The organism is Streptomyces nanhaiensis, from assembly GCF_046614825.1.
GTDB classification, from domain to species: domain Bacteria; phylum Actinomycetota; class Actinomycetes; order Streptomycetales; family Streptomycetaceae; genus Streptomyces; species Streptomyces radiopugnans.
In genome coordinates, this window is the sequence record NZ_JBKJFM010000105.1 from 1 (window position 1) to 22,612 (window position 22,612).

Consider the following 22,612-nt stretch of genomic DNA (forward strand, 5'->3'; position numbering starts at 1 on the left):
CCTGGTGGGGCGGGCGCGCGCGGCCGGGCTCCGGGCGCGTCTGGTGACCGAGGGGCGGCCGGGGCGGCCGGTGCCGCCGCAGGTGGGGCTGGCCGCGTACCGGATCGTGCAGGAGTCCCTGACGAACACGGTCCGCCACTCGGGGGCGCGGTGCGTGCTCGTCACCGTCCGCCACGAGGAGGACGCCGTGCTGGTGCGGATCGAGGACGACGGGCGCGGGGCGCCGGAAGAGGCCGGGCCGGGGGAGGCGGGGGCGCGGGGCGCCGGGGGAAGCGGCATCGCCGGGATGGCGGAGCGGGCGCGGGCGCTGGGCGGCACGCTGACCGCGGGGAACGTGTGCGGGGAGGGCGGTACGGGAGGCGTCCGGGGCTACCGGGTGGAGGCCCGGCTGCCGCTGGGGGAGTCCGCCCGGTGACGCCGTCGGCCGCCGGTCCCGCCCCGCCACCGGCCCCGCCGCGGTTTCGGCCGTTCAGAGCCTGATGACGACCAGGGCCGCGTCGTCGGCGGTGCCCCGGTTCATGCCGAGGTCCTCCAGGAGGTTGTCGGCGATCTCCTCCGGGCCCAGGCCGTGGTGCCGGGTCAGGCTCTCCGACAGCCGCTTCAGCCCGACGTCGATGGACTCCTCGCGGCGCTCGACCAGCCCGTCGGTGTAGAGGACGAGGGTCGAGCCCGGCACATAGGCGGTGATCGCCTGCGGCCGGTGCGAGGGCCTGCTCCGGGCGGCCAGGGGCACGTCGGTGGCCTGGTCCAGTATCTCGATGTGCCCGTCCGGGTGGCACAGCATGGGCGGCAGGTGGCCGGCGCTGCTGTAGGTGAGCGTGTGGGTGTGGGTGTCGATGTCGAGCTTGACGGCGGTGGTGGCCAGTGCGCCGTCGAGGGAGCGCGCGTACAGGTCCAGGCCGTACAGCGCCTGCGCGGGGCCGTCGGCGACCAGCATGGCGGCGCTGAGGGCGCTGCGCAGCTGTCCCATCACGCTGGCGGCCTCCAGGCCTCTGCCGACGACGTCGCCCACGGCCACGGCGAAGCGGTCCTCGTTGAGGTTGATGACGTCGTACCAGTCGCCGCACACGTTCAGCGAGCCCTGGGCGGGCCGGTAGCGCACGGCCGCGTTGCGGAGCTCCAGCGGCATGTGCGTCGGCAGCATGGCCTTCTGGAGGGTGAGGGCCACCTCGTGCTCACGGGCGTGCGCCTGCCGCAGCCGCTCGTTGTGCTCGTACAGCTCCCGCGCGCGGGCGTACAGCTCGGACTCGGCGATCTTCCCGCCGACCGCCCGCAGACCGTCGCCGGTGCCGGTCAGGCTGGTGGGGCGGGCGAGGCTGTCGCGCACGTACGCCGTGGCGTCCTCGACGCGGTTGATGATCAGCCGCACCGAGCCGTCCTCGTCGAGGATGGGGGTGTTGACCGGGCTCCAGTACCGCTCCTCGTACCCGCCCTCGGCGCCGGGGCGGGGGATGTCGTACCGCTGGAGGACCATGGTGTCCGGTTTGCCCGTCTCCAGTACGCGCCGGAACGAGGCCAGCAGGTTCCCGGGACCGTCGGCGTCCGGGTCGTCCGGGTTGGCGGGGAAGACGTCGAACAGACGGCGGCCGATCAGCTCGCCGCGGGTGCGCCCGGTGATGTCCAGGTAGGCCTGGTTGGCCTCGACGAACACGAGGTCCGGGTCCAGGGCCGACAGGGGGGTCGGGACGGCGTCGAACAGGGCGGCGTAGTCGACGTCGCCGCTCACCTCGCTCATGGCCCTTCCCCTCTGTGCGGTGCCGGCCGGTGCCGGGACCTCTCCGCCATGGTGACACGCCCCCTCTGTCCGTCTCGAACACTACCGCGCGGTTCGCGGGAGCAGCAGCCCGCGAACCGCGCGCCGGCACCGCCTTCCGGCCGGGCGTGCCGCGGGCGGGCGGACGGCTCGCTCGGGGTGGAGAGGGCCGATTCGGCCGTTGAGCACACCTTTTGTGTGATTGTGCACCGCCTGGGCTGGTGTGTTCCGCGCCGGCTCGGCGAGCCGGGACCTTATCCGGTCCCGGGAGGTTGTGTGGCGGGTTCCACAGCGTCCCCGCACTCCGTGCGGGGGGCGGCCGGGCGGCGGCCGGGCGGCATAGGCTCGTGCCATGGCCGCAGAGCACGACGGGCGACGGGTGCGCGTCATCCTCGCCGACGACCAGACCCTGGTGCGGGCGGGCTTCCGCTCCATCCTCGCCGACGAGGACGGCATCGAGGTCGTCGGCGAGGCCGGGGACGGGCTGCGGGCCGTCGAGCTGACGCGTGTGCTGCGGCCCGACGTGGTGCTGATGGACATCCGGATGCCCGGACTGGACGGGCTGGAGGCCGCCCGGCGCATCGCCGCCGACGAGCGGCTCCCGGACACCAGGGTGGTCATCCTGACCACCTTCGACGTGGACGACTACGTGTACGGGGCGCTGCGCGCGGGCGCCTCCGGCTTCCTGCTCAAGGACACCGAGCCGATGGAACTGCTGCACGCGGTGCGGGTCGTGGCGCGCGGCGACGCGCTGATCGCCCCCGCGGTGACCCGCCGGCTGATCGCGGAGTTCGCCGGGCGGGCGCGCCGGCCGGACCCGTCGCCCCGCCTCCGGGGGCTCACCGGGCGGGAGCGTGAGGTCATGACCCTGGTGGGCGAGGGCCTGTCCAACGACGAGATCGCCCGCCGCCTGGTGCTCAGCCCGGCCACCGCCAAGACGCACGTCAGCCGGATCATGACCAAGCTCGGCGTACGCGACAGGGCGCAGCTGGTGATCCTGGCGTACGAGTCGGGGATGATCACGCCGGGCTGGCTCGGGTAGGGGCCGGCCGGGACGGGAGCCGGACGGAGCGGGGACGGGCAGGCGCGGGGCGCGGGGGAGACGGCGGCCGCGGGGATCCCCTAGGGGGAGCGCGCCCGCGGACGCAACCCGGGCGGTACGTCCGCGGGCCCGGCCGCGCCCCGTGTCGTACCCGAGGTGTCCGCCACGGGCCGATGCGCCGGGGCGCACCGTCCGCCGACGGTGGTGGCGTGGACGGAACCGGAGCACTCGACCTCGCGCGGTGGCAGTTCGCCCTCACCGCCGCCGCGCACTTCCTGTTCGTCTCGCTGACGCTGGGCCTGGCCACCGTGGTGACCGCCGTCCAGACGTGGGCGGTGCTGCGGCGCGGGAGCGGCGGGGACGGCGGGCGGGACGCGGCCGTGCGCGCGCGCATGGTGCGCTTCTGGGGCCAGCTCTACGTCGTCAACTACGCGGTCGGGATCGTCACCGGCATCGTCATGGAGTTCCAGTTCGGGCTGGCCTGGAGCGGGCTCGGGCACTACGCGGGCGATGTCCTCGGCGCATCGCTGGCGATGGAGACGATCGTCGCGTTCTTCGTCGAGTCCACCTTCCTGGGGCTGTGGATCTTCGGCTGGAACCGCTTCGGACCGCGCCTGCACTGCGCCCTGCTGTGGGTGGTCACCGGCACCGCGTACCTGTCGGCCTACTGGATCCTGGTCGCCAACGGCTTCCTCAACCACCCCGTGGGGTACGCCAGGACGGCGCACGGCATCGAACTGGCCGACGCCCCCGCCGTCCTGGCCAACCCCAGCACGCTGCTCGCCTTCGGGCACATCGCGGGCGGGGCGCTGCTGACGGCGGCGTTCTTCGTCGCCGGGATCAGCGCCTACCACCTCCGCCGGCGCGGCACGTCGAGTCCGTCCGGGGCCGACACCGAGCTGTTCCGCAGGTCGCTGCGGATCGGGGTCTTCCTCGCACCGCCCGCGCTGCTGTGGACGGCGGCTTCCGGCGGACTCCAGCTCTCCGCGATCGCCGGTCACCAGCCGATGAAGAGCGCGGTGTGGCAGGCGGAGACGGCCGAGATCGCACGGCTCCAGGCGGAGCTGGTGGAGCGTTTCGGCCCGGGCGACTACGTCCCCTCCCAGGGGCTGGTGCGCGGCGCCGCGCTGCTGATGCTCGGCGCGTTCGCGCTGATGCTGTACGCCTCGGCCGGCTCGGCGCTGCTGGCCTGCTTCCGCCGGGCCGTGCTCCGCTTCCGGGGCTGGCACGTGCTGCTGATGGCGCTGGTGCCGCTGCCGTACGTGGCGATGACGGCGGGCTGGGTCTTCCGGGAGGCCGGGCGGCAGCCGTGGGTGGTCTACGGGCTGCTGCGGACCGAGGACGCGCTCTCGGACGTGTCGGCCGGCGGGATGCGGGTCTCGCTGGCCGTCTTCACCACGCTCTTCGCGCTGCTGCTGGCCGTCAACTGGTGGCTGCTGCTGCGCACGGCCCGCCGGGGTCCCGGCGCCGTCGCGCTCGGGGAGCCGGAGGGGCCGGGGGAGGAGGAGTGGGACGAGCGGGAGCCGGGGGACGGGCCGCCGGCCGGACGCGGCATCGGCCCCGTCCCCGCGTACTGAGAGCCGTACCGAGAGCCGTACCGAGAGCGGAGACCGCCGTGGAGATCGCCGTGGAGACCCTCGCCGCCGCCCTGCTGGGCCTGTTCACCGCCGGCTACCTGGTACTCGGCGGCGCCGACCTCGGCGTCTGCATGCTCCTGCCCCGCCTGGGGCGCGACGCGGACGAGCGGCGGACCGTCCTGGCCGCCATCGCCCCCTTCTTCCTGGGCAACGAGGTGTGGCTGATCGCCGCCGCCGGGGTGTTCGTCGGCTGCTTCCCGGCGCTGGAGGGCGAGGTGTTCAGCGGCCAGTCCGCCGTCCTCGTGCCCCTGCTGGCCGGATGGATCGTGCGGGACGCGGGCCTGTGGTGGCGCGGACGCGCACCGTGGCGCGCCTGGCGGGCGCTGTGCGACGGCATGGTCGTGGCCGGGAGCTGGACGGCGGCCCTCGCCTGGGGGTGGCTGCTGGCCGGGCTGCTCACCGGCGAACCCTCCGAACCGGCCGCGGGCCCGGCCGCCGTCCTCACCTCGCTGGGCGTGGCCGCACTCTTCGCCGTCCACGGGTCGGCCTTCGCCGCGCTGCGGCTGACCGGCGGCCTCCGCCGTCGCGCCCGGCTGCCCGCGGGCCGCGCCGGCGAGCGCTCCACCTTCGCCCTGACCGCCCTGGCCATGGCCGTGCTGCCGATCGCCGCGGGGGTACGGCTGCCCCTGGCCGAGTCGGCGGCCGGCGGCCAGGTGCTCGGTCTGCTGGTGCCGGCGGTGCTGGCGGTCGTACCGCTGCCGATGGCCGCCCAGGTGTGGCTGTGGCTGACCTTCCGGGGCCGGGTCACCGGCCCCTCGTACCTGTGAACATCCCGATCCGAGAGAGCGAGAAGACCGTGAAGCACGTACTCGCCGCACTCGCCGGCCTCGTCGCCGGCTTCCTCCTGGGCGAGCTGGCCGCCGTGGCGATCGGCCTCACCGCCGAGGCCGTCCTCGGCACCCCGATGCCCTTCGCGCTCAAGCTCATGCCCCTCTACCTGGCGGTGGCCGGAGCCGTCGCGGGCCCGTACCTCCTCGGCCGGGAGGCCCGCCGGAGGCGGGGAGGGAGGCCGGAGGGGAGCCGGTGACACCGGCCGCCCGCCCGCCGGGACGGGAGGCTCCCGCCCCCGCCGCGGCGCGTACCGCCGGTGCCGGGACAGGGGCCGGGGCGGGACGGCCCGGGAGGGGCGTCCCGCGGCCGGACGCCGCGTGCGCCGTGTGCGCCGCGTACGCCGCCTCGACCTCCCCCCTGCCGGGCACCCTGGTCATCCCCAGGGCGTCCGCGGCACGCTCCAGGACGCCGTGCACGGTCCCGGCGGCCCGGCTCAGCCGCTCGCCGTACTCGGCCGGGCCCGCGCCGGCGAGCCACCGGGCCTGGCGGACGACGTCCGTGTACACCGACTGGGCCCTCTTGTAGGCGAGGTAGCGGGGCAGGTCCTGTCCGGCCGCGGCCCCCGCGCCGGGCAGTACGGCCTCCACCGCCGTGCGCCAGCGCTCGACGACCTCGCCCTCCTGCGACGGCGGGTAGCCCATCAGGTACAGATGGGTGGCCAGGTCGTAGAGCGGGTCGCCGAGCATGGCCAGCTCCCAGTCGATGGTCCACAGCAGTCCCGATCCGTCGACGATCAGGTTCGCCCGGTGCAGGTCGCCGTGGAGCAGGCAGAACGGCCGCGGTGTCAGCTTCCCGGCCTCGGACCACAGCCGCGACGTCCGGCCGAGGGCGCGCGGCGGGACGCCCAGCCGGTCGAAGAGCCGGCCGTACTCGGGGCGCCGGGCGCGGTAGGCGCGTCTGCGGGTGAACCGGATGAGGCCGCGCAGGAACCTCGAGCTGCGCGGCGAGGCGACGCGTTCCCGCCGAGAGCAACGGCGCGCCGCGGTGACGGCCCCGGGGCGTACGCGGGCCAGCTCCGAGAAGCGCCGCAGGATCTGCGCGAGGTGCTCCTCCGCCACGGCCTCCCCGGTGGGGCAGACCTCGGCCAGTGTCCTTCCCTCGATGAAGTCCTGGACCGCCGGGCCTCCGTCGCCCACCGGTCGGGCCGACGGGACGCGGGACACGCCGTGCCGGCCGAGTTCGGCCAGCAGCTCCTCCTCGGAGCGGAAGCAGCGCCGGTCGAACCAGAGGACCTCGTCGCGGGGTTCGGCGAGTTTGACCCATCCACGGCCCCCGGGCCCGGGGACCACGTGCCAGATGCGGTGGTGTCCCTGGAAGGTGGAGGGGTGTGCCATCGACGCGGTTCCGGAGTCCTTCGGTCGTGCGGACCGGCCCGCCGGGGACGGGACGGCGCGGTGTGGCGGGGCGTGGTGCGGGGTGGTGCGGGAGGCGGGGAAGGCGAAGACTACTCCGCGGACCGCGGGGGGAGGCGTCCGTGCCCGGACCCCGCGCACCCCCTCACCCGAAGGTGGGGGTCCGCACCGCGGTCAGCACCTCCTGGAGCGATGTGACGACGTGCGAGGCACCCGCCTCGCGCAGCCGCTGCGCCTTTCCTCCGTTGCGGGCGTACCCCAGGAAGCGGACGCCCGCCGCCTCGGCGGCGAGCAGGTCCGCGGGGCTGTCGCCGATCATCAGAGCGCGCTCGGGTCGCGTTCCGGTGGACTCCAGGGCGCGGTGCAGGCAGTCGGGGTGTGGTTTGAGCAGCCGGATGTCCTGCCGGCGGCCGTGGATGTGGCCGGAAAAGTACGGCGCGAGGCGCCGGCCGGTCAGATAGAGCTCGGCCGCGCGGGCCGAGTTGTTGGTGGTGACGGCCAGCCGCCGCCCGGTGGCCGCCAGGGTCTGGACGAGCGGGTCGGCGTACGGGGTGGGGCGGGCGACCGCGGCGGCCCGCATCTCCTCCTCGGTGAGGGCCCGCTCCAGCAGGGCGGCGAGTCCGCCGCCGGGCCGGGCGGCGGCGACGGTGCGCAGGACGACCTGCGGATCGCCGGTGGAGCGGGCCTCCTCGCCGAGGAGCCGCTCCTGCCCGTGTTCGGCGACCAGGTCGCGCATGCGCTGGGCTATCCCGGCGGACGGATGACCCGAGAAGAGCCGGCACACCGGTCCGTCGAAGTCGAAGAGGACGCACTCGGCCGAGCTGATGAGGTCATGCATCTAACCGAGTGTCAGGGGTTGGGCAATGCTTGACCAGAGCGACTCGAACCACCGCCGTGTCTCGTCCACGAACGCCGTGCCGTGCTCGCCGTGGAGGTCGGGGCCCGAGGCGTGGCGGAAGAGCTTGGCCCTGATCCCCATCACGTCGTGGATCTCCATCTCCTCGCCCCGGTAGGGCACCTTGTGCCGCATCACCTGGTAGTAGCCGAACAGGGCCTCGGTGCCGTTGAGCAGGTACACCTTGTGGGTCGGGGTGATGGGCACGGTGCGGAACTCCACCGAGACCTCCGGTACCAGATCGCGCACCTTGAGGGTCTCCAGCTGCCTGCGCAGGGCGTCCGCGAAGGTGTGGGTCAGTTCGTGCAGCCGCTCCAGGGGGCGCTTGTCGTTCCCCTCCGGGTCCGAGACGGGGCGGGGGAGCGCCAGATCGGCCTCGGTGCCGGGCAGCAGCACCCGCGCGGTGATCGACCGGGGGGAGAGTTCGCCGCTGCTGATGGCGATCGTCGCGTGCGCCAGGGCGGTGTTGAGGGTCTCGGTGGTCAGGGAGAAGACGTCGATGGTCACGTGCTCGGCGCGGAAGGCCTCGTGGAGCCGGTCGGCCAGCTCGATGTCGGCCTTGCGGGGTGCCTCGTGCCCGCGGGCGTGCTCGGCGACCGAGGGCGGGGCGCCGCGGCCGGTGCCGGTGAGCAGGCCCTCGCGCCGCAGGGTGTCGATGGCCTGGCGGACGGCCGTGCGGTTGGTGTCGAACTCGGCGGCCAGCTCGTGCTGGGTGGGCAGCCGGGAGCCGGGGCGGAGGGTGCCGGAGAGGATGCGGGCGCGCAGGGCGTCTGCCACACGATCACGCGATGAGGGATGCGTTCCGTTTGTGGCGGTGCTGTCGTGGCTCACGCTGTGACCGTACAACTTCTGGCCATTGAGCGGGAGTTGGCCGCGAACCGTTTTGAAATTTCATCCAGACGGGAAGAACTTCAACAAGTTGGAGACCAACTTGAGCAAGTTGCAAGATTGGCAATTCAGTTGGTCGCAAGGTCCTCGCCGAAAAGCGCTCGCCGCCGGGTGCGCCATCGCGCGCCCGACGGCGCACGGCGTGGCCTCGGCCTCAGCACTCGTCACCCGTCGTCACCCGTCGACGCCTGCCGACACCCGTTGACGCCTGCCGACACCCGTCGCCCGTTCCGACGAGCCTTCCGGAGGAGGGACCGCCATGCCCGTCTACGCTCTCGCGCTCGCCGCCCTCGAACAGCTGGTGGAGTCCCACCTGGGACTGGCCGGGGTGTTCGGCCTGGTCATGCTGACCATCGGCTACCGCGAGGGGAACACCGCCTGCGGCTGCATCGGCGCCGTGGTGCTGACCCTGCTGGTGCTGCCGGCGGCGTAGCGCCGCGCGGCCGGACGCCCGTCCCTCCGCCGCCGTGAACCCACGCCCCGGCGGCGGAGGGACGGGGCGGGGGCGGGACGGCGCCCCGGGAGCGCGCCCGCGGAGTGCGCCTGCGTGATCGCGTCCGCGCGAGCGCGCCCGGCGGGCGCCGTCAGAAGACGTCCGGTGACCAGGGCCGGCGGCCCGTGCGCAGCAGGGCGTCGGCCAGGGCCGCCGCACCGGGACGCTCCTCGGCCAGCTGTCCCAGCTCCCGCAGCCGCGAGGCGGACTCGTCCCCCAGGTACATCGAGCCCAGCGCGCCCACCCCCATCGAGAGGTCGGCCGAGCGCGTGGTGGGCGCGCAGGTGGCGCCCTCGGGTGAGGCGTCCAGCAGGAAGCGCCCCCCGGCGATGCCCATCGGGTCCTCCAGCTCCAGCACCAGCGTGCCGGAGACCGGGTACGTACGGGTCCGCAGCAGCGCGGGGACGTCCAGCGGACGCAGCCACAGGAAGTCCGCGTGGGAGGTGATCCGGGCGGCGCGCGGATCCGGCAGCAACCGGGGGAGGAGGGAGTCGGGGGCGCGCCGGCGGCAGTGGACGGTGGCGACCCAGTCCATGGAGAGCAGGAAGTGCCACAGGGCCCGCTCGGCGGCGGCGTCGGCGGCGATCAGATCGCGGACGCGGGCGTTCAGGCGCGGCGCCTCGTTCTCCCAGTTGTCGTCGGCGGTGTACGTCAGCAGCCCCCGCACCCGGCCCGCGGCGTCGCGGTACACGGCGTGGAAGGACGGGGGGAAGCCGCTGCCCGGCCAGTCGATCGCACCGGTGCTCAGCTTCCACCAGCGCTCGGTGCGGTCGGTCATGCCCTGCCGGTCGGGCAGCCCGCGCACCCGTTCGTGCAGCTCGGCGCCCAGGACGCGCGCCCGGGCGGGCTCCACCAGGTCGATCCGGGCGCCCTCCTCCTCCGGACGCGACCAGCGCGGGTCCAGCCCGGCGCGGGCGGCGTCCACGGTCCAGTCGGTCGACCAGGTGGCCGGGCCGTAGCCGTAGCGGCCGTAGATCGGGTACTCGGCGGAGTCCAGCGTGGAGCAGACGTCCCCGCGCTCCCTCCCGTCGGCCAGCGCGTTGCGCATCATCCGCGTCAGCAGCCCGCGCCGGCGGTGGGTGGGCAGGACGGAGACGTTGGTGACGGCCAGGGAGTCAACCGCCGCGCCGCCGGGCACGGTCAGCCGCTGCGGCAGCGTACGGAAGGTGGCGACGCAGCGGCCGTCCTCGAACGCCCCCTGGGTGCGGTCGAGTTCGATTCCGCCGCGCCGGGCGGCCAACTCCTCGGCGGTGAGTTCCGAGGAGTTCAGGAAACCGGCGCGCAGAGCGCGCACCCAGCCCGGGTACTCGTCCTCGGCGATGGTGCGGATGTCAGGGGCGTTCGAGTCCATGGCGGTCACGTTAGGACCGCCCCCCTCAGAACGTCGCGCGGATTTCACCCACCCGCCGCCCCCCGCCCAGCAGCGGGGAGTCGCCGATCTCCGCCAGCACCGGGGAGTCCACGCCCATCCGCGCGAGCGTCCGGGCCAGGACCGGGCCGAGCGCCCGCAGCCCGCCGTCGTCGATCTTGATCGCCAGCGCGCGGCCGTCGGGCAGGGCCACCGCCTGGACCGCCTCGGCGCCCACCTTCGCCAGCGCGCCCGGCACCCCGCGCATCAGCCGGGTGTCCTCGCGCCGGGTGCCCGCCACGTACTCGGGGTGGGCCCGCATGGCGTCGGCGACCCGGCGCTCGGGGGTGCCGGGCGCGGCCAGCACGAAGGAGCGGAAGGCGCGGGCCAGGCCGGTGAGGGATATCGCCATCAGCGGGGCGCCGCAGCCGTCTGTGCCGGTGTGCGCGACCGGCTCGCCCGCCGCCGCCTCGATCCGCTCGCGCACCAGCACCTGGAGGGGGTGGCCGGGGTCGAGGTAGCCGGCGCCGGACCAGCCGTTCACCCGGCAGGCGGCGAGCATGGCGGCGTGCTTGCCCGAGCAGTTCATGGCGGTGCGGGAGGGCCGCGAACCCGCCGCCAGGAACCGGTCGGCCTCCTCGCGGTCCAGCGGCAGGTCGGGCGGGCAGCCCAGGTCGTCCTCGGTCATCCCGTGCTCCGCGAGCAGGGTGCGCACCAGCTCCAGGTGGAAGGGCTCGCCGGAGTGGCTGGCGGCGGCCAGCGCCAGCCGCTCGCCCGACAGCTCCAGACCGGCGTGCAGCACGGCCGCCGCCTGCATCGGCTTGTTGGACGAGCGGGGGTAGACCGGCGCGGTCACCTCGCCCAGCGACCACTCCACGCCGCCGTCCGGGCCGAGCACCACCACGGAACCGCGGTGGTGTCCCTCGGTGAACCCCGAGCGCACGACCTCGGCGATGACCTGGGGCTCTGCGGAGGTCCGCGTTCCGGTCCCTGTTCCGGTCCGCGCGCCGGAGGGCGCGCCGGTCCGCGCGCCGGGAACGGGGACGTTCGAGGGCGGGGTGGTGCTGGCGGACATGGGCGGCCCTCCCTGGGTGTAGGGGGGACGACCGCTCCCGGGGTCAGGGCAGCAGGTCGTCCACGTGTGCTTCGCCCTCACGGTACCTGCGCGCGATCTCGGCGCTGCACCCGTTCGCCGTCCGCTGGAGCGCCCGGCGGCGCCGGGAGATCCGGTGCTCGTGCCGGCCCAGCCGCGCCATGGCGGCGTGCAGCTCGGCGTCGGTGCGGGCGGCGAGGTCCGACAGCTCGACCTCGGCGAGCACCTCCTCGGCCAGCCGCCGGTACTCCTCGCTGCGCGGGGTGCGCAGCGTCACATGGCGGGCCGAGCGCGCGGGGCCCCGGCCGGGCGGGGGAGCGTCGGCGAGGATCTCCGCCAGCCGGTCGATCAGGGGTACGTCCGCGGCGCTGCGGCGGGCCAGCTCGGCGCGGAGGATGTCGACGCGGCCCTGGACCAGCCGCCGCACATAGCTGAGGTCGGCCTCCTCCTGCTGCGCCTGGCGGCGCAGTTCGCGGAGCTGGGGCAGGCGCAGAGCGGTCAGCTCCGGCGGCTCGGCGTCGTGCGGGACCGCCGGGAACGCGCCGTCCGCGCCGGTGGTGCCGTCCGCGCCGGGAGGCGGTCCGGCCGCAGCGGTCTCCGCGGCACCCGCCGAGGCGGCGGAGGCGGTCGTGGACGCGGTCGTGGACGCTGTCGTGGAGGCGGCCTCGCGGGCCACCGGTACCGCTCCGGGCGTCCGCCCGGTTCCGGCAGTGCTCATCTTCTGTCTGCCCCTCATCCCCTTCGCCGTGGATCACAACGCGCTCCACGGCCCGTCACGGATACGCCGCAGGCCACCGTGCGCACCGTGCTGCACGCATCGTGCCACCACGGGCACCCTCCGTGCAGTCCGGGCCACCCGTCCGGCGGCGGTCGGCGGGCGCACGACCGGGGCGGCATGATGGTCGGCATGCGAGCTGTGGTGCAGAGGGTCGACGGCGCGAAGGTCGTCGTCGGGGGAGAGAGCGTCGGCGAGATCACCGGGGAGGGCCTGTGCGTGCTGGTCGGGGTGACCCATGACGACACCCCCGAGAAGGCGGACCGGCTCGCGCGCAAACTGTGGGGCCTGCGGATCCTGGAGGGCGAGAGGTCCTGCTCGGACACCGGCGCCCCCCTGCTGGTCGTCAGCCAGTTCACCCTCTACGGCGACGCCCGCAAGGGGCGCCGTCCCACCTGGCAGGCCGCCGCCCCCGGCCCGGTGGCCGAACCCCTGGTCGAGGAGGTGTGCGCCAGGCTGCGGGCGCTGGGAGCCAGGGTGGAGACGGGCCGCTTCGGGGCGAAGATGGAGGTCTCGCTCACGAACGACGGCCCGTTCACGGTGCTGCTGGAGGTCTGAGGGCCCGCCCCGCGGGTCCGCGCGTGTTCCGCACGGGCCCGCGGGACGGGCGCCCGGGCCCTGCCGCCCCCCGTAACGGCGGCAGGGACCGCTCACAGTCCCCCGCTCACAACCCCCCGTCCCCCGCGGTCACTTCACCGATCCCGCCATGACGCCCTGCACGAAGTGCTTCTGGAAGGCGAAGAACACCACGAGCGGAACGGTCAGCGACAGGAAGGCGCCGGGGGCGAGGATCTCGATGTTGCTGCCGAACTGCCGCATCTCCGACTGGAGCGCGACGGTCAGCGGCTGCGAGTCGCTGTCGGCGAAGATCAGCGCGACCAGCATGTCGTTCCACACCCACAGGAACTGGAAGATGCCCAGCGAGGCGATCGCGGGCCTGCCCACCGGCAGGACGAGCCGCGTGAAGATCCGCCACTCCCCGCCGCCGTCCATCCGCGCGGCCTCCAGCATCTCCCGCGGGATCTCCGCGAAGTAGTTGCGCAGCAGGAAGATCGCGAACGGCAGTCCGTAGGCGACGTGGAAGAGGACCACGCCGGGGATCGTGCCGAACAGCCCGACCGCGCCCAGCATCTCGGCCACCGGCAGCAGACCGACCTGGACCGGCACCACCAGCAGTCCGACGACCACCAGGAAGATCCAGTCTCGGCCGGGGAACTCCAGCCAGGCGAAGGCGTATCCGGCCAGCGCGGCGACCACCACCACGGCGACGGTGGTGGGCACCGAGATCAGCACGGTGTTCCAGAACGCCTGGGTGATGCCGGAATCCGCCAGCAGTGCCGTGTAGTTGTCGGCCGACAGCTGGCCCGGCTCGGTCAGCGCCGTCCACCAGCCGCTGGAGGAGTTGGCCTCCTCCGACCGCAGCGAGGACAGGAACAGCCCCAGCGCGGGGGTGATCCACACCAGCGCGACGACGACCAGGAACACCTGGACCGCGCCCCTGCCCAGCCAGGCGCCGATCCGCGCGCCGGCGGGCCGCCGCGCCCGGTCCGTGCGCGGGGGGTGGTGCCCGGCCCCCGCGGCTGCCGCCGCAGCCGCGGGGGCCGGAGCCTGTGCCGCCGCTCCCTTTTCGACGGTGCCGTCGACGGTGCCGTGGGTCATGACTGGCTCCTGCGGAAGCGTCGGATGTTGAAGACCATGGCCGGGACCACCAGGAGCAGCAGCAGGACGCCGATGGCGCTGCCCAGCCCCTGGTTGTTGCCGCCGCCGAAGGACACCAGCCACATCTGCATGGCCAGCACGTTGGCGTCCTGGAGCACCGGACCCGGGGCGATGATGTAGACGAGGTCGAAGACCTTCATCACATTGATCACCAGCGTCACGAAGACCACGGTCAGCACGGGTGCGAGCAGCGGCACGGTGATCCTGCGGAAGATCTGCCACTCGTTCGCGCCGTCCATCCGCGCGGCCTCCAGCACGTCCCGGGGCATCGCGGCCAGCCCGGCGCCGATCAGCACCATCGAGAAGCCGGTCCAGATCCACAGGTACGCGCCGATGATCGCCGGGGTGACCAGGGCGGGGCCGAGCCAGGAGATCCCGCCGTAGGGCTCGGCGAAGTTGGACGCCGGCAGCCGCAGGGCGTACGAGCCGCCCTCCAGGCCGGTGATGCGGAACGAGCCGTCGGCGGCGGTGGTGGCCTCGCCCACCGTCTTTCCGTCGCGCACCGCCTGGACGGTCATCCCGGGCAGTCCGCGCTCGCCGGAGTCGACCCGGCCCGGCTCGCCGCCCCCGCCGGGGGTGAAGTCCAGGTAGACGGTTCCGGCGAGCGTGCCGTCCCCGCCTCCGGAGGAGCCCTCGGGCTCGGCGGCGGGCTTCGCGTCGGAGGGCACCTCCTTCGGCGGCACGCCGACGATGCCGAGCGAGGCGGTGCCGCCCGGCGCCAGGTCCGCGGCGGTGCCGTAGGAGCCGTCCTCACCCTTGGTCAGGGGGTTCGGGCCGGCGTCCTCCCGGGCGCGGGCGCCCGGGTAGGCGGGGCGGTCGGCGAAGACGTCGTGGACGCCGACCGCGACGGCGTTGAGGACGCCGCGGTCGGGGTCCTGCTCGTAGGTGATGCGGAAGATGATCCCGGCGGCGAGGAAGGAGATCGCCATCGGCATGAACATCAGCAGCTTGAACGCGGTCGCCCAGCGCACCTTCTCGGTGAGCACGGCCAGGATCAGGCCCAGGCCGGTCAGCAGGGCCGGGGCCACCACGACCCAGATCGCGGTGTTGCGGACGGCCTTGAGCGTGGTCGGGTCGCGGAACATCTCGACGTAGTTGTCCGCGCCGACGAACCGGGTGCCGGAGGCGTCGAAGAGGCTGCGGCCGACGGAGAACAGGATCGGGTACGCGACCAGCGCGCCGAGCAGCAGCAGCGCGGGCAGCAGGAAGGCGGCGGCGACGGTCCTGCGGCGGCGCGTCGCGCGCCTGCGCGGGTCGTCGCCCCTGGCCGGCGCCCCCTGCCCGGGGGATGCGCCGGCCGGGGTGCCGCCCGCTTCGGCGGGCGGCACGGCGGGGGCTGTGGCGGACATCGGTGCTCCCCGCCTCAGCTCTTCTTCCAGGCCTTGGCCGCGGCGGCCTCCAGCTTCTTCGCGGTGCCCTCAGGGTCGGAGGGGTCGCGCAGGAAGTCCTGCAGGAGCTTCCACTCACCGGCGCCCTGGGTGCCGCCGAAGGCGGCCGGGGCCTGGTCGGACATGTCGAACCGCACGCCGTCGCCGGCCTCCACCAGGGACTGGGCGATCTGCCGGGTGGTCTCGTCCTGGTAGGCGTCCAGGTTCAGGGCCTCGTTGGGGGAGATGAAGCCGCCGGCTCCGGCCCACACCTCGGCGGCCTCCGGGGTGGCCAGGAACTCCACGAACTTCATCCCGGCGTCGGCGTTCTTCCCGTCCTTGAGGACGACCGCCGCGTCACCGCCGCCGACCACCGGCGGCTCGCCGCCGTCCACGGCCGGGAAGGGGAAGAACTTGGCCTCCTCGCCGACCTTCTTGCCGAACTGCCCGCTGATCAGGCCCGCTACGAAGTCGCCCTCGTAGACCATGCCCGCCTTCGGGTCGTCGCCGAAGACCTTCTCGACGGACTCGGGGAAGTCCGTGCGCAGCGCGCCCGCGCCGCCGCCCTCCACCAGCTCCTTGTCCCCGAAGAGTTCGCCGAGGGTGGTCAGGGCCTCGACGACGGACGGGTCGGTCCAGGGGATCTCGTGGGCGGCGAGCTTGTCGTACATCTCCGGGCCCGCCTGGGAGAGGTAGACGTTCTCGAACCAGTCGGTGAGCGGCCAGCCCGCCTCGCCCGCCACGGAGAAGGCGGCGACGCCGGAGTCGGAGAGGGTGCGCCCGGCCTTCAGCATCCCCTCGTAGTCCTTGGGCGGGGTGACGCCGGCCTGCTCCAGGGCCTCGGGGCTGTACCAGACGGTCGACTTGTTGGACGCCTTGAAGTACAGGCCGTAGAAGACGTCGCCGACCGTTCCGTACTCCTTCCACACCGGGGCGAAGTAGTCGCGCGCCCGGTCGTCGGCGGTCTTCGACAGCGGCTTGAGCCAGCCCTTCTCGGCGAACTGCTCGAGCACGCCGACCTGCGGGACCATCACCACGTCCGGCGCGTTGCCGCCCTGGATCTTGGAGCCGACGACGGTGGAGACGTTGTCGCCGGTGGAGACGAACTTCATCTCGGCGCCGGTCTTCTCGGCGAAGGCGTCCATCACCTTCTGGAAGTTCTTCTGCTCCACGCCGGTCCACACCCCGGCGACCGTGACCGTCTCGCCCTTCAGCGCCTGGCCGCCTTTGCCGTCCCCGCCCGCGGTGGCGTCGCCGCCGCAGGCGGACGCGGTCAGGGTGAGGACGAGCGCCGCCGCGGCGGCGGCCGCGGTGCGTCTGGCGGTGCCGTCCCTGCGCTCGGTGCTGCCGTTGTCGACGGCGCGGCCGGTGCTGTCTGCTGTGTTCACGGGTGTCCCTCTCGGGGTCGGCCGGCCCGGGGGCCGGAGGGCGGATGGGGCGGGGAGGTCCGGTGGAGTCCCGGAAGCCCCGGTGGTCAGCGGGCGGCGGACGGTGCGGGGTCGGTGACCCACCAGGCGGCGGTGGAGCCGGGGAGCGTCCCGTCCGGGCACTCGCCGCTGGCCAGCAGCGGAGTGCCGGGCACCGGGGCGGGCGCGGGCGCGGTGCCGAAGTTGACCGCGCAGACCAGCCCGTCGCCGCGTTCGAAGGCCAGGACCTGCGGCGGCGCGTCCAGCCAGCGCAGCGTCCCCTCGCCGAGCTGGGGCAGGTCGCGCCGCAACTGGAGTCCGTCGCGGTACAGGTGCCAGAACGAGCGGGTGTCGGCCAGCGCCCGGTCGGTGGCGTGCTCGGCGAACCACTCGGGCTGCGGCAGCCAGGGGCGGGCCTCCTCCGCGCCCGAGGTGAAGCCGAAGGGCGAGGCGTGGCCGGACCACGGCAGCGGTACGCGGCAGCCGTCGCGGATCCGGCTGCGGCTTCCGGTGCGGCGGAAGATGGGGTCGGTGAGCACCTCGTCGGGCAGGTCCACCACCTCGGGCAGGCCCAGCTCCTCGCCCTGGTAGACGTAGGCGGCGCCGGGCAGCGCCAGCATCAGCAGCGCGGCGGCGCGGGCGCGTGCGGCGCCCAGGCCGGGGTTCCCCGGCCCGCCGCCCTCGCCCGCGTACCGGGTGACGGTCCTGACCTGGTCGTGGTTGTTGAGCACCCAGGTGACGGTGGAGCCGGTGCCCGCGATGTCCCGCAGCGCCTCGTCGATGACCCGGCGGAAGGCCTCCGCGTCCCAGGGGGCGCCCAGCAGGTGGAAGAAGAACGCCTGGTGCAGCTCGTCGGGCCGCACGTACTCGGCGTGTTCGCGGGCGGTGGGCACCGACACCTCGCCCACCAGCAGCCGGTCGCGGCCGTCGCGGTCGGCGTACTCGTCGCACAGTGCCCGCCAGCGGCGCCACACGCCGTGCACCTCGGGCTGGTTCCAGGCCAGCGGGTTGACCGAGTCGCGGGTGCGCTCGTCGGCCCCCGGGTCGGGGGAGTCGGGCAGTTCGGGGTGCTTGAACAGGCCGGCGGCGACGTCGACGCGGAAGCCGTCCACGCCCCGGTCCAGCCAGAACCGCAGCACCCGGTCGAAGTGCTCGGCGACGGCGGGGTCGCGCCAGTTGAGGTCGGGCTGCTCGGGCGTGAACAGGTGCAGGTACCACTGGCCGGGTTCGCCGCCGGGCTCGGTGACGCGGGACCAGGCCGGGCCGCCGAACATCGCCCGCCAGTTGTTGGGCGGCAGCTCGCCCCTCTCGCCGCGTCCGTCGGCGAAGTGGAAGAGGGCGCGGTGCGGACCGCCCGGCCCCTCGGCCAGCGCGGCGCGGAACCAGGGGTGTTCGCTGGAGCAGTGGTTGGGGACGATGTCCAGGACGACCTTCAGGCCCAGGCGGTGCGCGGCGGCCACGAGGCGGTCGAACTCCTCCAGGTCGCCGTAGACCGGGTCCACGTCCAGGTAGTCGGCGACGTCGTAGCCGTGGTCGTGCTGCGGGGAGGGGTAGACGGGGCTGAGCCAGATGCCGTCCACGCCCAGTTTCCGCAGGTACGGCAGTCCGGCGCGGACGCCGGCCAGGTCGCCGATGCCGTCGCCGGTGCTGTCCAGGAAGCTGCGGACGTAGACCTGGTAGACCACGGCGTCCCGCCACCAGCTCCGGGGCCCGCCGGGGGCGGAAGCGGGCCGCGCGGGGCGGGGCGAGACGCCGTGGTCGGTCGTGGCTGTGAGCATCTCTCGTGATCCCGTTCCTGCTCGCAGAGCACATGGTTCGTGAGCCGCCGTTATGCATGCATGTTATGTACGGGTGTCATCGAGGTGTCAACGCGTAGTTGAAAACCCGCCCTTGTGTGCCCCGTTATGTCTGCGTATGGGGTGCGGGGGAAGGCTGTTCAATACTTAACATGTAAGCAGAGGGAGAGGGGGGTGTGCCGCCCTCGGGCGGATCAGTCCTCGCCGAAAGGCCCGGCGCCCTCGCGCGCGACGGACCGCAGCTCGCGCGCCAGCCGCGCGACCGCCTGACGCGGGGTCTGCCGCCCCGCCATCGCGTCGTGCACCACCGCCTGCACCACCAGGCTCACCTGGTCGTAGCGCGGACTCTTGGGACGCGGCTCGGCCGCCAGCACGCTCTCGCGCAGGGTGGGCAGGTAGGGGAAGTCGCGCACCAGCTCCGGGTCGGAGTACAGCGACGCCCGCACCGGGGGCAGCGCCCCCTCGGTGAGCACCCGGCGCTGCACCCGCTCACCGGTCAGGTACGCGATCAGATCGGCCGCCGTCTCCGGATGCCGGGAACGGGAGTTGACCGCCAGGTTGGAGCCGCCCAGCACGCTGACGCCCGGACCGTCCGGGCCGGGCAGCGGCACCGCCCCGAACCTCCCGGCCACCTTCGACCCCTCGCCGCCCGCCAGCGCGTACACGTACGGCCAGTTGCGCAGGAACAGCAGCCGCCCGTCCTGGAACGCCTGCCGCGACTCCTCCTCCTTCCAGGTCAGCGACTCCTCGGGGATCCAGCCCTCGCGCACCCCGCCGGCCAGGAACCGCAGCCCCTCGACGGTCGACTCGGAGTCGGCGGTCACCGTCGCGCCCTCGTCGCCCAGGAGCGAGCCGCCCGCCGAACGCACCGCCTCGGTGGCGTTGGCCGTGAGCCCCTCGTACGGCAGGAACTGGCCCGCGTAGCCGTCCAGCCCGTGCCGGGGGGCCACCTCCCGCGCCAGCCGCTCCAGCTCGGACCAGGTGCGCGGCGGCCGCTCGCCCTCCTTCGCCAGCACGTCCGCGCGGTAGTACAGCAGCCCGGCGTTGGTCACGTACGGCACCGCGTACAGCCGCCCGCCGAAGGTGGCGGTGTCCACCACCGGCGGCAGGAAGGCGTCCAGCGGGAAGCGGTCGGGGTCCACCGGGGCGATCCAGCCCGCCGCCGCGAACTCCGAGGTCCAGGCCACGTCGATGTTGAGCACGTCGAAGCGGGAACTGCCCGAGCGCAGGCCGGTGACCATCTGGGCGCGGGTCTCGTCGGCGGAGTCCGGCAGCTCCACCAGGGTGGCCCTCTCGTCCGGGTGCGCGCGGTTCCAGTCGTCGAGCACCGGATCGAGGTAGTCGGTCAGGTCGCCGGCGGTGACCAGGGTGACGGGACCGCGCCCTCCGCCGTGCGCCACCGGCTCGGCGGCCGGCGAGCCCAGCCCGGCGTACCCCGCCAGCACGACGGCCGCGGCCAGGAGTCCCCTTCCCGCGGCCCGCGTCCACCGCATAGGTACCTCCCCAGCACACCGGCCGTGCGCGACCGGCCCGGCGGCCGGCGAGCACCGGACGCCCATATATACCCGTTGGGCATGGGCGATACTAGACGCCGACCGACAGACAGCCGGCGCACCGCCGACCGGGCCGCCGCAGCCCGGACGGGCCGCCGGCCAGGCGCCGGCCCGGTACGGGACGGGGAGGAGGAGTGCGCGCGTGCGTCTGCCGCTCCTGGCCCTCCTCGCGGCCGGTCCCGCCCACGGATACGAGCTCAAACAGGCCCTTGAGAAGCTGCTGGGCGCCGCGTACCCTCAGCCGAACGTCGGGCAGATCTACGTCACGCTGGGCAGGCTGGAGAAGTCGGGACTGATCGAGGGCGAGGACGTCGCCCAGTCCACCCGGCCCAACAAGCGGATCTACCGGCTCACCGACGCGGGGCGCGAGGCGGTGCGGGCCTGGTTCGAGGAGCCGACCGACGAACCCCGGGTGCGCGACGAGTTCTTCATGAAGCTCGCGATCGCCCCGCAGACCGGTCTGGCCGACCAGATCGCGCTGATCAACAAGCAGCGCCGCCAGTACCTCAACACCATGCGCGAGCTGTCCCGGCTCGCCGCGGCCGAGGACCGGGACAACCGGGTGGCGCAACTGCTGATCGAGGGCGCGATGCTGCACCTCCAGGCCGACCTCGACTGGCTGGAACGCTGTCAGGAGGAGTTGGAATGAGCCGTTCCGAGGCGTCGGCCGGTACGGGCCCCGCCGCACCGGCGGGCGCGCCCCCCCTCGTACGGGCCGAGGGCCTGGTCAAGACCCACCACGGCGAGGGCGCCCCGGCCAGGGCGGTGCGGGGCGTGGACCTGACCGTCTCGCGCGGCGAGTTCGTCGCCGTCACCGGCCCGTCCGGCGCGGGCAAGTCCACCCTGCTCCACCTGCTCGGCGGGCTCCAGAAGCCGGACGCCGGCAGCATCTGGTTCGACGGCACCTGCCTGGACTCCTACGGCGAGTCCCAGTGGGCGGTGCTGCGCCGCCGCCGCATCGGCATCGTCTTCCAGTTCTTCAACCTCGTCTCCAACCTCAACGTCGCCGACAACGTCGAACTGCCCGCCCTGCTGGCGGGCAGCAGCCCCAAGGGGGCCCGCGCCGACCGCGCCGAGCTCCTGGCCGAACTCGGCCTGGAGGGCAAGGAGCGCAGCATGCCCGGCGAGCTGTCCGGCGGCGAGCAGCAGCGCGTCGCCCTGGCCCGCGCCCTGGTCAACCACCCCGACCTGCTGCTGGCCGACGAGCCGGCCGGCAGCCTCGACAGCCGGGGCACCCGCGAGGTGCTGCGCCTGCTCTCCCGCTTCCACGGGCGCGGCCAGACCATCGTGCTGGTCACCCACGACGCCCGCATGGCCAGCGCCGCCGACCGCGTGATCAGCTTCTTCGACGGCCGCATAGCCGACGACGCCGCCCTGGACGCGGACGCCCCTGGCCCGCGGCGGCGCGGCAAGGGCGTGTCCGGCGTACTGGAACTGAAGGACTGAGGCCAGGTGCGCGCCACCCTGCGCTGGGCCCACGCCGACCTGCGGGCGCACCGCGGCGAGGCGCTGTTCACCGTTCTGGCCACGGCCGGGATCATCGCCTCCCTGCTGCTCGCCGGCGCCCTGTTCTCCTACACGGCCGACCCCTGGCAGCGGGTCTTCACCCAGTCCGAGGGCGCGCACGTGTGGATCCACACCCGCGACGGCGCCGAGCCGGAGGGACTGCGCGAACTGGAGGGCGTCGCGGGCCTGTCCGGCCCCTTCCGCACCGCCCGCACCACCGTCGAGCTGGGCGGCGCGCGGGCGAGCGCGGAGCTGCGCGCCACCGGGCCCGAGCCGCCCGAGGTGGGACGCCCGCTGGTCACCGACGGACGCTGGCGGGCGGCCGGCGCGACCGACGAGATCGTCCTGGAGGGCTCCCTCGCCCGCGCCCTGTGGGCCGAACCCGGCGACACCCTCACCGCACGAGGGGCGCGCGGCACCGAGCACACGCTGCGCGTCGTGGGCGTCGCCGACACCGCCGAACCCCGCTACGCCCCCGGCGACACACCCGGTATCGGCTGGCTGCCGGACGAGGCCCTGGACAGGCTCCAGCCCGACCCCGAGCGCACCGGGCAGACCGTCGGACTGCGCCTGGCGGACCCCGACGACACCGACTTCATGGTCCAGCGCGCCGTCACCGCCCTCGGCGCCGACCAGGTCTCGGAGGTCACCCGCTGGCAGCAGGCCCGCGCCGACGCCGAGGGCGAGGGACGCCTCCTCGGCCTGCTCCTGGCCCTCTTCGGGCTCGGCGCGCTGCTCGCCGCCGCCCTGGCGGTCGCCGGGGCGATCAGCACCCGCGTCCACGGCCACCTGCGCGACATCTCCGTGCTGAAGGCCATCGGCTTCACCCCCGCCCAGGTCGTCCGCGTCTTCCTCGTCCAGCACCTGGGCTTCGCACTCCTCGGCGCCACCTGCGGAGCGGCCGTCACCGAACTGCTGGGCGCGCGCGTCCCCGGCCGCATCGGCGAGGCGGTGGACGTGTGGCGGCAGCTGCCCGGCCACACCTGGACGGTACTGGCCACCACCGCCGCCGCCGTCCTCTTCATCGCCACCGCCACCTCGCTGGCCGCCTGGCGCGCCGGCCGGGTGCCGCCCGTGCCGGTGGCCCGTACGGCGGTGCCGCGCGGACTGGGCCCGCTGACCCTGCCGGAGCGGCGCGCCCTGGGCCGGGACGCGCCG

General features: G+C 74.3%; 22 protein-coding genes. 10 read left to right on the forward strand and 12 right to left on the reverse strand.

The genetic code is table 11. The features are described 5' to 3' along the window. Window positions 1–415 (forward strand): sensor histidine kinase (locus ACLIYP_RS20790; RefSeq protein ID WP_412714636.1); only part of this gene is annotated, 415 nt, incomplete at its 5' end. A gap of 54 nt (window positions 416–469) precedes the next feature. Here ACLIYP_RS20790 and ACLIYP_RS20795 read toward each other — a convergent pair. After that, entirely contained in the window at window positions 470–1,735 is a 1,266-nt protein-coding gene (locus ACLIYP_RS20795) for a PP2C family protein-serine/threonine phosphatase (protein ID WP_412714637.1), read from the reverse strand. A gap of 370 nt (window positions 1,736–2,105) precedes the next feature. Between ACLIYP_RS20795 and ACLIYP_RS20800 the strand changes: the two genes are divergently transcribed. From ACLIYP_RS20800 to ACLIYP_RS20815, 4 genes are all read left to right on the forward strand, one after another. Further along, on the forward strand, window positions 2,106–2,795 hold the full coding sequence (locus ACLIYP_RS20800; protein WP_412714638.1) for a response regulator: 690 nt from the start codon (window positions 2,106–2,108) through the stop codon (window positions 2,793–2,795). A gap of 209 nt (window positions 2,796–3,004) precedes the next feature. Next, window positions 3,005–4,372: a cytochrome ubiquinol oxidase subunit I gene (locus ACLIYP_RS20805; RefSeq protein ID WP_412714639.1), complete on the forward strand. Its 1,368-nt coding sequence runs from the start codon at window positions 3,005–3,007 to the stop codon at window positions 4,370–4,372. 38 nt (window positions 4,373–4,410) lie between these two features. Beyond that, complete coding sequence (locus tag ACLIYP_RS20810) at window positions 4,411–5,199, forward strand: cytochrome d ubiquinol oxidase subunit II (protein ID WP_412714640.1); 789 nt, start codon at window positions 4,411–4,413, stop codon at window positions 5,197–5,199. 29 nt (window positions 5,200–5,228) lie between these two features. Continuing rightward, complete coding sequence (locus ACLIYP_RS20815) at window positions 5,229–5,459, forward strand: DUF5957 family protein (protein WP_412714654.1); 231 nt, start codon at window positions 5,229–5,231, stop codon at window positions 5,457–5,459. Here ACLIYP_RS20815 and ACLIYP_RS20820 read toward each other — a convergent pair. The 3 genes from ACLIYP_RS20820 to ACLIYP_RS20830 all read right to left on the reverse strand — a co-directional run bounded on the left by ACLIYP_RS20820 (window position 5,356) and on the right by ACLIYP_RS20830 (window position 8,287). Further along, entirely contained in the window at window positions 5,356–6,597 is a 1,242-nt protein-coding gene (locus tag ACLIYP_RS20820) for a phosphotransferase (RefSeq protein ID WP_412714641.1), read from the reverse strand. The genes ACLIYP_RS20815 and ACLIYP_RS20820 overlap by 104 nt on opposite strands. A gap of 163 nt (window positions 6,598–6,760) precedes the next feature. Continuing rightward, window positions 6,761–7,453 (reverse strand): HAD family hydrolase, encoded by a 693-nt coding sequence (locus ACLIYP_RS20825; RefSeq protein WP_412714642.1) that lies wholly within the window; start codon window positions 7,451–7,453, stop codon window positions 6,761–6,763. Next, window positions 7,454–8,287: a winged helix-turn-helix domain-containing protein gene (locus ACLIYP_RS20830; protein ID WP_412714643.1), complete on the reverse strand. Its 834-nt coding sequence runs from the start codon at window positions 8,285–8,287 to the stop codon at window positions 7,454–7,456. Between the two features lie 370 nt (window positions 8,288–8,657). On the opposite strand from ACLIYP_RS20830, the gene ACLIYP_RS20835 reads away from it, so the two are divergent. Continuing rightward, the gene (locus tag ACLIYP_RS20835; protein ID WP_410537908.1) at window positions 8,658–8,831 is read left to right on the forward strand and encodes a hypothetical protein; all 174 of its coding nucleotides are present in this window, start codon (window positions 8,658–8,660) and stop codon (window positions 8,829–8,831) included. Window positions 8,832–8,982: 151 nt separating this feature from the next. Here ACLIYP_RS20835 and ACLIYP_RS20840 read toward each other — a convergent pair whose 3' ends face one another. Genes ACLIYP_RS20840 through ACLIYP_RS20850 form a run of 3 tightly spaced genes read right to left on the reverse strand, consistent with a single transcriptional unit; the run spans window position 8,983 to window position 12,050 of the window. Beyond that, window positions 8,983–10,242, reverse strand: coding sequence for a GNAT family N-acetyltransferase (locus tag ACLIYP_RS20840; protein ID WP_412714644.1), 1,260 nt, complete (start codon window positions 10,240–10,242; stop codon window positions 8,983–8,985). A 25-nt stretch (window positions 10,243–10,267) separates the two neighbouring features. Continuing rightward, entirely contained in the window at window positions 10,268–11,314 is a 1,047-nt protein-coding gene (locus ACLIYP_RS20845) for an asparaginase (protein WP_412714645.1), read from the reverse strand. A gap of 43 nt (window positions 11,315–11,357) precedes the next feature. Beyond that, window positions 11,358–12,050 carry an RsiG family protein gene (locus ACLIYP_RS20850; RefSeq protein WP_412714646.1) on the reverse strand — a complete coding sequence of 231 codons (693 nt, stop codon included), beginning with the start codon at window positions 12,048–12,050 and terminating at the stop codon, window positions 11,358–11,360. A 189-nt stretch (window positions 12,051–12,239) separates the two neighbouring features. On the opposite strand from ACLIYP_RS20850, the gene dtd reads away from it, so the two are divergent. Next, entirely contained in the window at window positions 12,240–12,665 is a 426-nt protein-coding gene (gene dtd, locus ACLIYP_RS20855) for a D-aminoacyl-tRNA deacylase (RefSeq protein WP_412714647.1), read from the forward strand. A gap of 129 nt (window positions 12,666–12,794) precedes the next feature. On the opposite strand, the gene ACLIYP_RS20860 is transcribed toward dtd, so the two are convergent. From ACLIYP_RS20860 to ACLIYP_RS20880, 5 genes are all read right to left on the reverse strand, one after another. Beyond that, window positions 12,795–13,766 carry a carbohydrate ABC transporter permease gene (locus ACLIYP_RS20860; protein ID WP_412714648.1) on the reverse strand — a complete coding sequence of 324 codons (972 nt, stop codon included), beginning with the start codon at window positions 13,764–13,766 and terminating at the stop codon, window positions 12,795–12,797. Continuing rightward, window positions 13,763–15,175 (reverse strand): ABC transporter permease subunit, encoded by a 1,413-nt coding sequence (locus ACLIYP_RS20865; protein ID WP_412714649.1) that lies wholly within the window; start codon window positions 15,173–15,175, stop codon window positions 13,763–13,765. The genes ACLIYP_RS20860 and ACLIYP_RS20865 overlap by 4 nt, the downstream gene beginning before the upstream one ends. A gap of 14 nt (window positions 15,176–15,189) precedes the next feature. Further along, window positions 15,190–16,470: an ABC transporter substrate-binding protein gene (locus ACLIYP_RS20870; protein WP_412714655.1), complete on the reverse strand. Its 1,281-nt coding sequence runs from the start codon at window positions 16,468–16,470 to the stop codon at window positions 15,190–15,192. A gap of 197 nt (window positions 16,471–16,667) precedes the next feature. Next, a complete protein-coding gene (locus ACLIYP_RS20875) occupies window positions 16,668–18,377 on the reverse strand; it encodes a glycoside hydrolase family 13 protein (protein WP_412714650.1) in 1,710 nt (569 codons plus the stop codon). Window positions 18,378–18,589: 212 nt separating this feature from the next. Next, window positions 18,590–19,888: an ABC transporter substrate-binding protein gene (locus tag ACLIYP_RS20880; protein WP_412714651.1), complete on the reverse strand. Its 1,299-nt coding sequence runs from the start codon at window positions 19,886–19,888 to the stop codon at window positions 18,590–18,592. A gap of 202 nt (window positions 19,889–20,090) precedes the next feature. Between ACLIYP_RS20880 and ACLIYP_RS20885 the strand changes: the two genes are divergently transcribed. The 3 genes from ACLIYP_RS20885 to ACLIYP_RS20895 form a co-directional block, all read left to right on the forward strand. Then, the gene (locus ACLIYP_RS20885; RefSeq protein WP_237880555.1) at window positions 20,091–20,597 is read left to right on the forward strand and encodes a PadR family transcriptional regulator; all 507 of its coding nucleotides are present in this window, start codon (window positions 20,091–20,093) and stop codon (window positions 20,595–20,597) included. Next, the gene (locus tag ACLIYP_RS20890) at window positions 20,594–21,394 is read left to right on the forward strand and encodes an ABC transporter ATP-binding protein (protein ID WP_412714652.1); all 801 of its coding nucleotides are present in this window, start codon (window positions 20,594–20,596) and stop codon (window positions 21,392–21,394) included. Before ACLIYP_RS20885 ends, ACLIYP_RS20890 begins: the two co-directional genes overlap by 4 nt. Before the next feature lie 6 nt (window positions 21,395–21,400). Continuing rightward, window positions 21,401–22,612, forward strand: a 1,212-nt coding sequence (locus tag ACLIYP_RS20895; RefSeq protein WP_412714653.1) for an ABC transporter permease, incomplete at its 3' end; no start/stop codon positions are given.

What these genes read in the sequence shown, in the direction of transcription:
- ACLIYP_RS20795 (WP_412714637.1), bottom strand. Translation starts at nt 1,735, where the DNA reads ATGAGCGAGGTGAGCGGCGACGTCGACTACGCCGCCCTGTTCGACGCC.
- ACLIYP_RS20800 (WP_412714638.1), top strand. Translation starts at nt 2,106, where the DNA reads ATGGCCGCAGAGCACGACGGGCGACGGGTGCGCGTCATCCTCGCCGAC.
- ACLIYP_RS20820 (WP_412714641.1), bottom strand. Translation starts at nt 6,597, where the DNA reads ATGGCACACCCCTCCACCTTCCAGGGACACCACCGCATCTGGCACGTG.
- ACLIYP_RS20825 (WP_412714642.1), bottom strand. Translation starts at nt 7,453, where the DNA reads ATGCATGACCTCATCAGCTCGGCCGAGTGCGTCCTCTTCGACTTCGAC.
- ACLIYP_RS20835 (WP_410537908.1), top strand. Translation starts at nt 8,658, where the DNA reads ATGCCCGTCTACGCTCTCGCGCTCGCCGCCCTCGAACAGCTGGTGGAG.
- ACLIYP_RS20840 (WP_412714644.1), bottom strand. Translation starts at nt 10,242, where the DNA reads ATGGACTCGAACGCCCCTGACATCCGCACCATCGCCGAGGACGAGTAC.
- ACLIYP_RS20845 (WP_412714645.1), bottom strand. Translation starts at nt 11,314, where the DNA reads ATGTCCGCCAGCACCACCCCGCCCTCGAACGTCCCCGTTCCCGGCGCG.
- ACLIYP_RS20850 (WP_412714646.1), bottom strand. Translation starts at nt 12,050, where the DNA reads ATGAGCACTGCCGGAACCGGGCGGACGCCCGGAGCGGTACCGGTGGCC.
- dtd (WP_412714647.1), top strand. Translation starts at nt 12,240, where the DNA reads ATGCGAGCTGTGGTGCAGAGGGTCGACGGCGCGAAGGTCGTCGTCGGG.
- ACLIYP_RS20860 (WP_412714648.1), bottom strand. Translation starts at nt 13,766, where the DNA reads ATGACCCACGGCACCGTCGACGGCACCGTCGAAAAGGGAGCGGCGGCA.
- ACLIYP_RS20865 (WP_412714649.1), bottom strand. Translation starts at nt 15,175, where the DNA reads ATGTCCGCCACAGCCCCCGCCGTGCCGCCCGCCGAAGCGGGCGGCACC.
- ACLIYP_RS20875 (WP_412714650.1), bottom strand. Translation starts at nt 18,377, where the DNA reads ATGCTCACAGCCACGACCGACCACGGCGTCTCGCCCCGCCCCGCGCGG.
- ACLIYP_RS20880 (WP_412714651.1), bottom strand. Translation starts at nt 19,888, where the DNA reads ATGCGGTGGACGCGGGCCGCGGGAAGGGGACTCCTGGCCGCGGCCGTC.
- ACLIYP_RS20890 (WP_412714652.1), top strand. Translation starts at nt 20,594, where the DNA reads ATGAGCCGTTCCGAGGCGTCGGCCGGTACGGGCCCCGCCGCACCGGCG.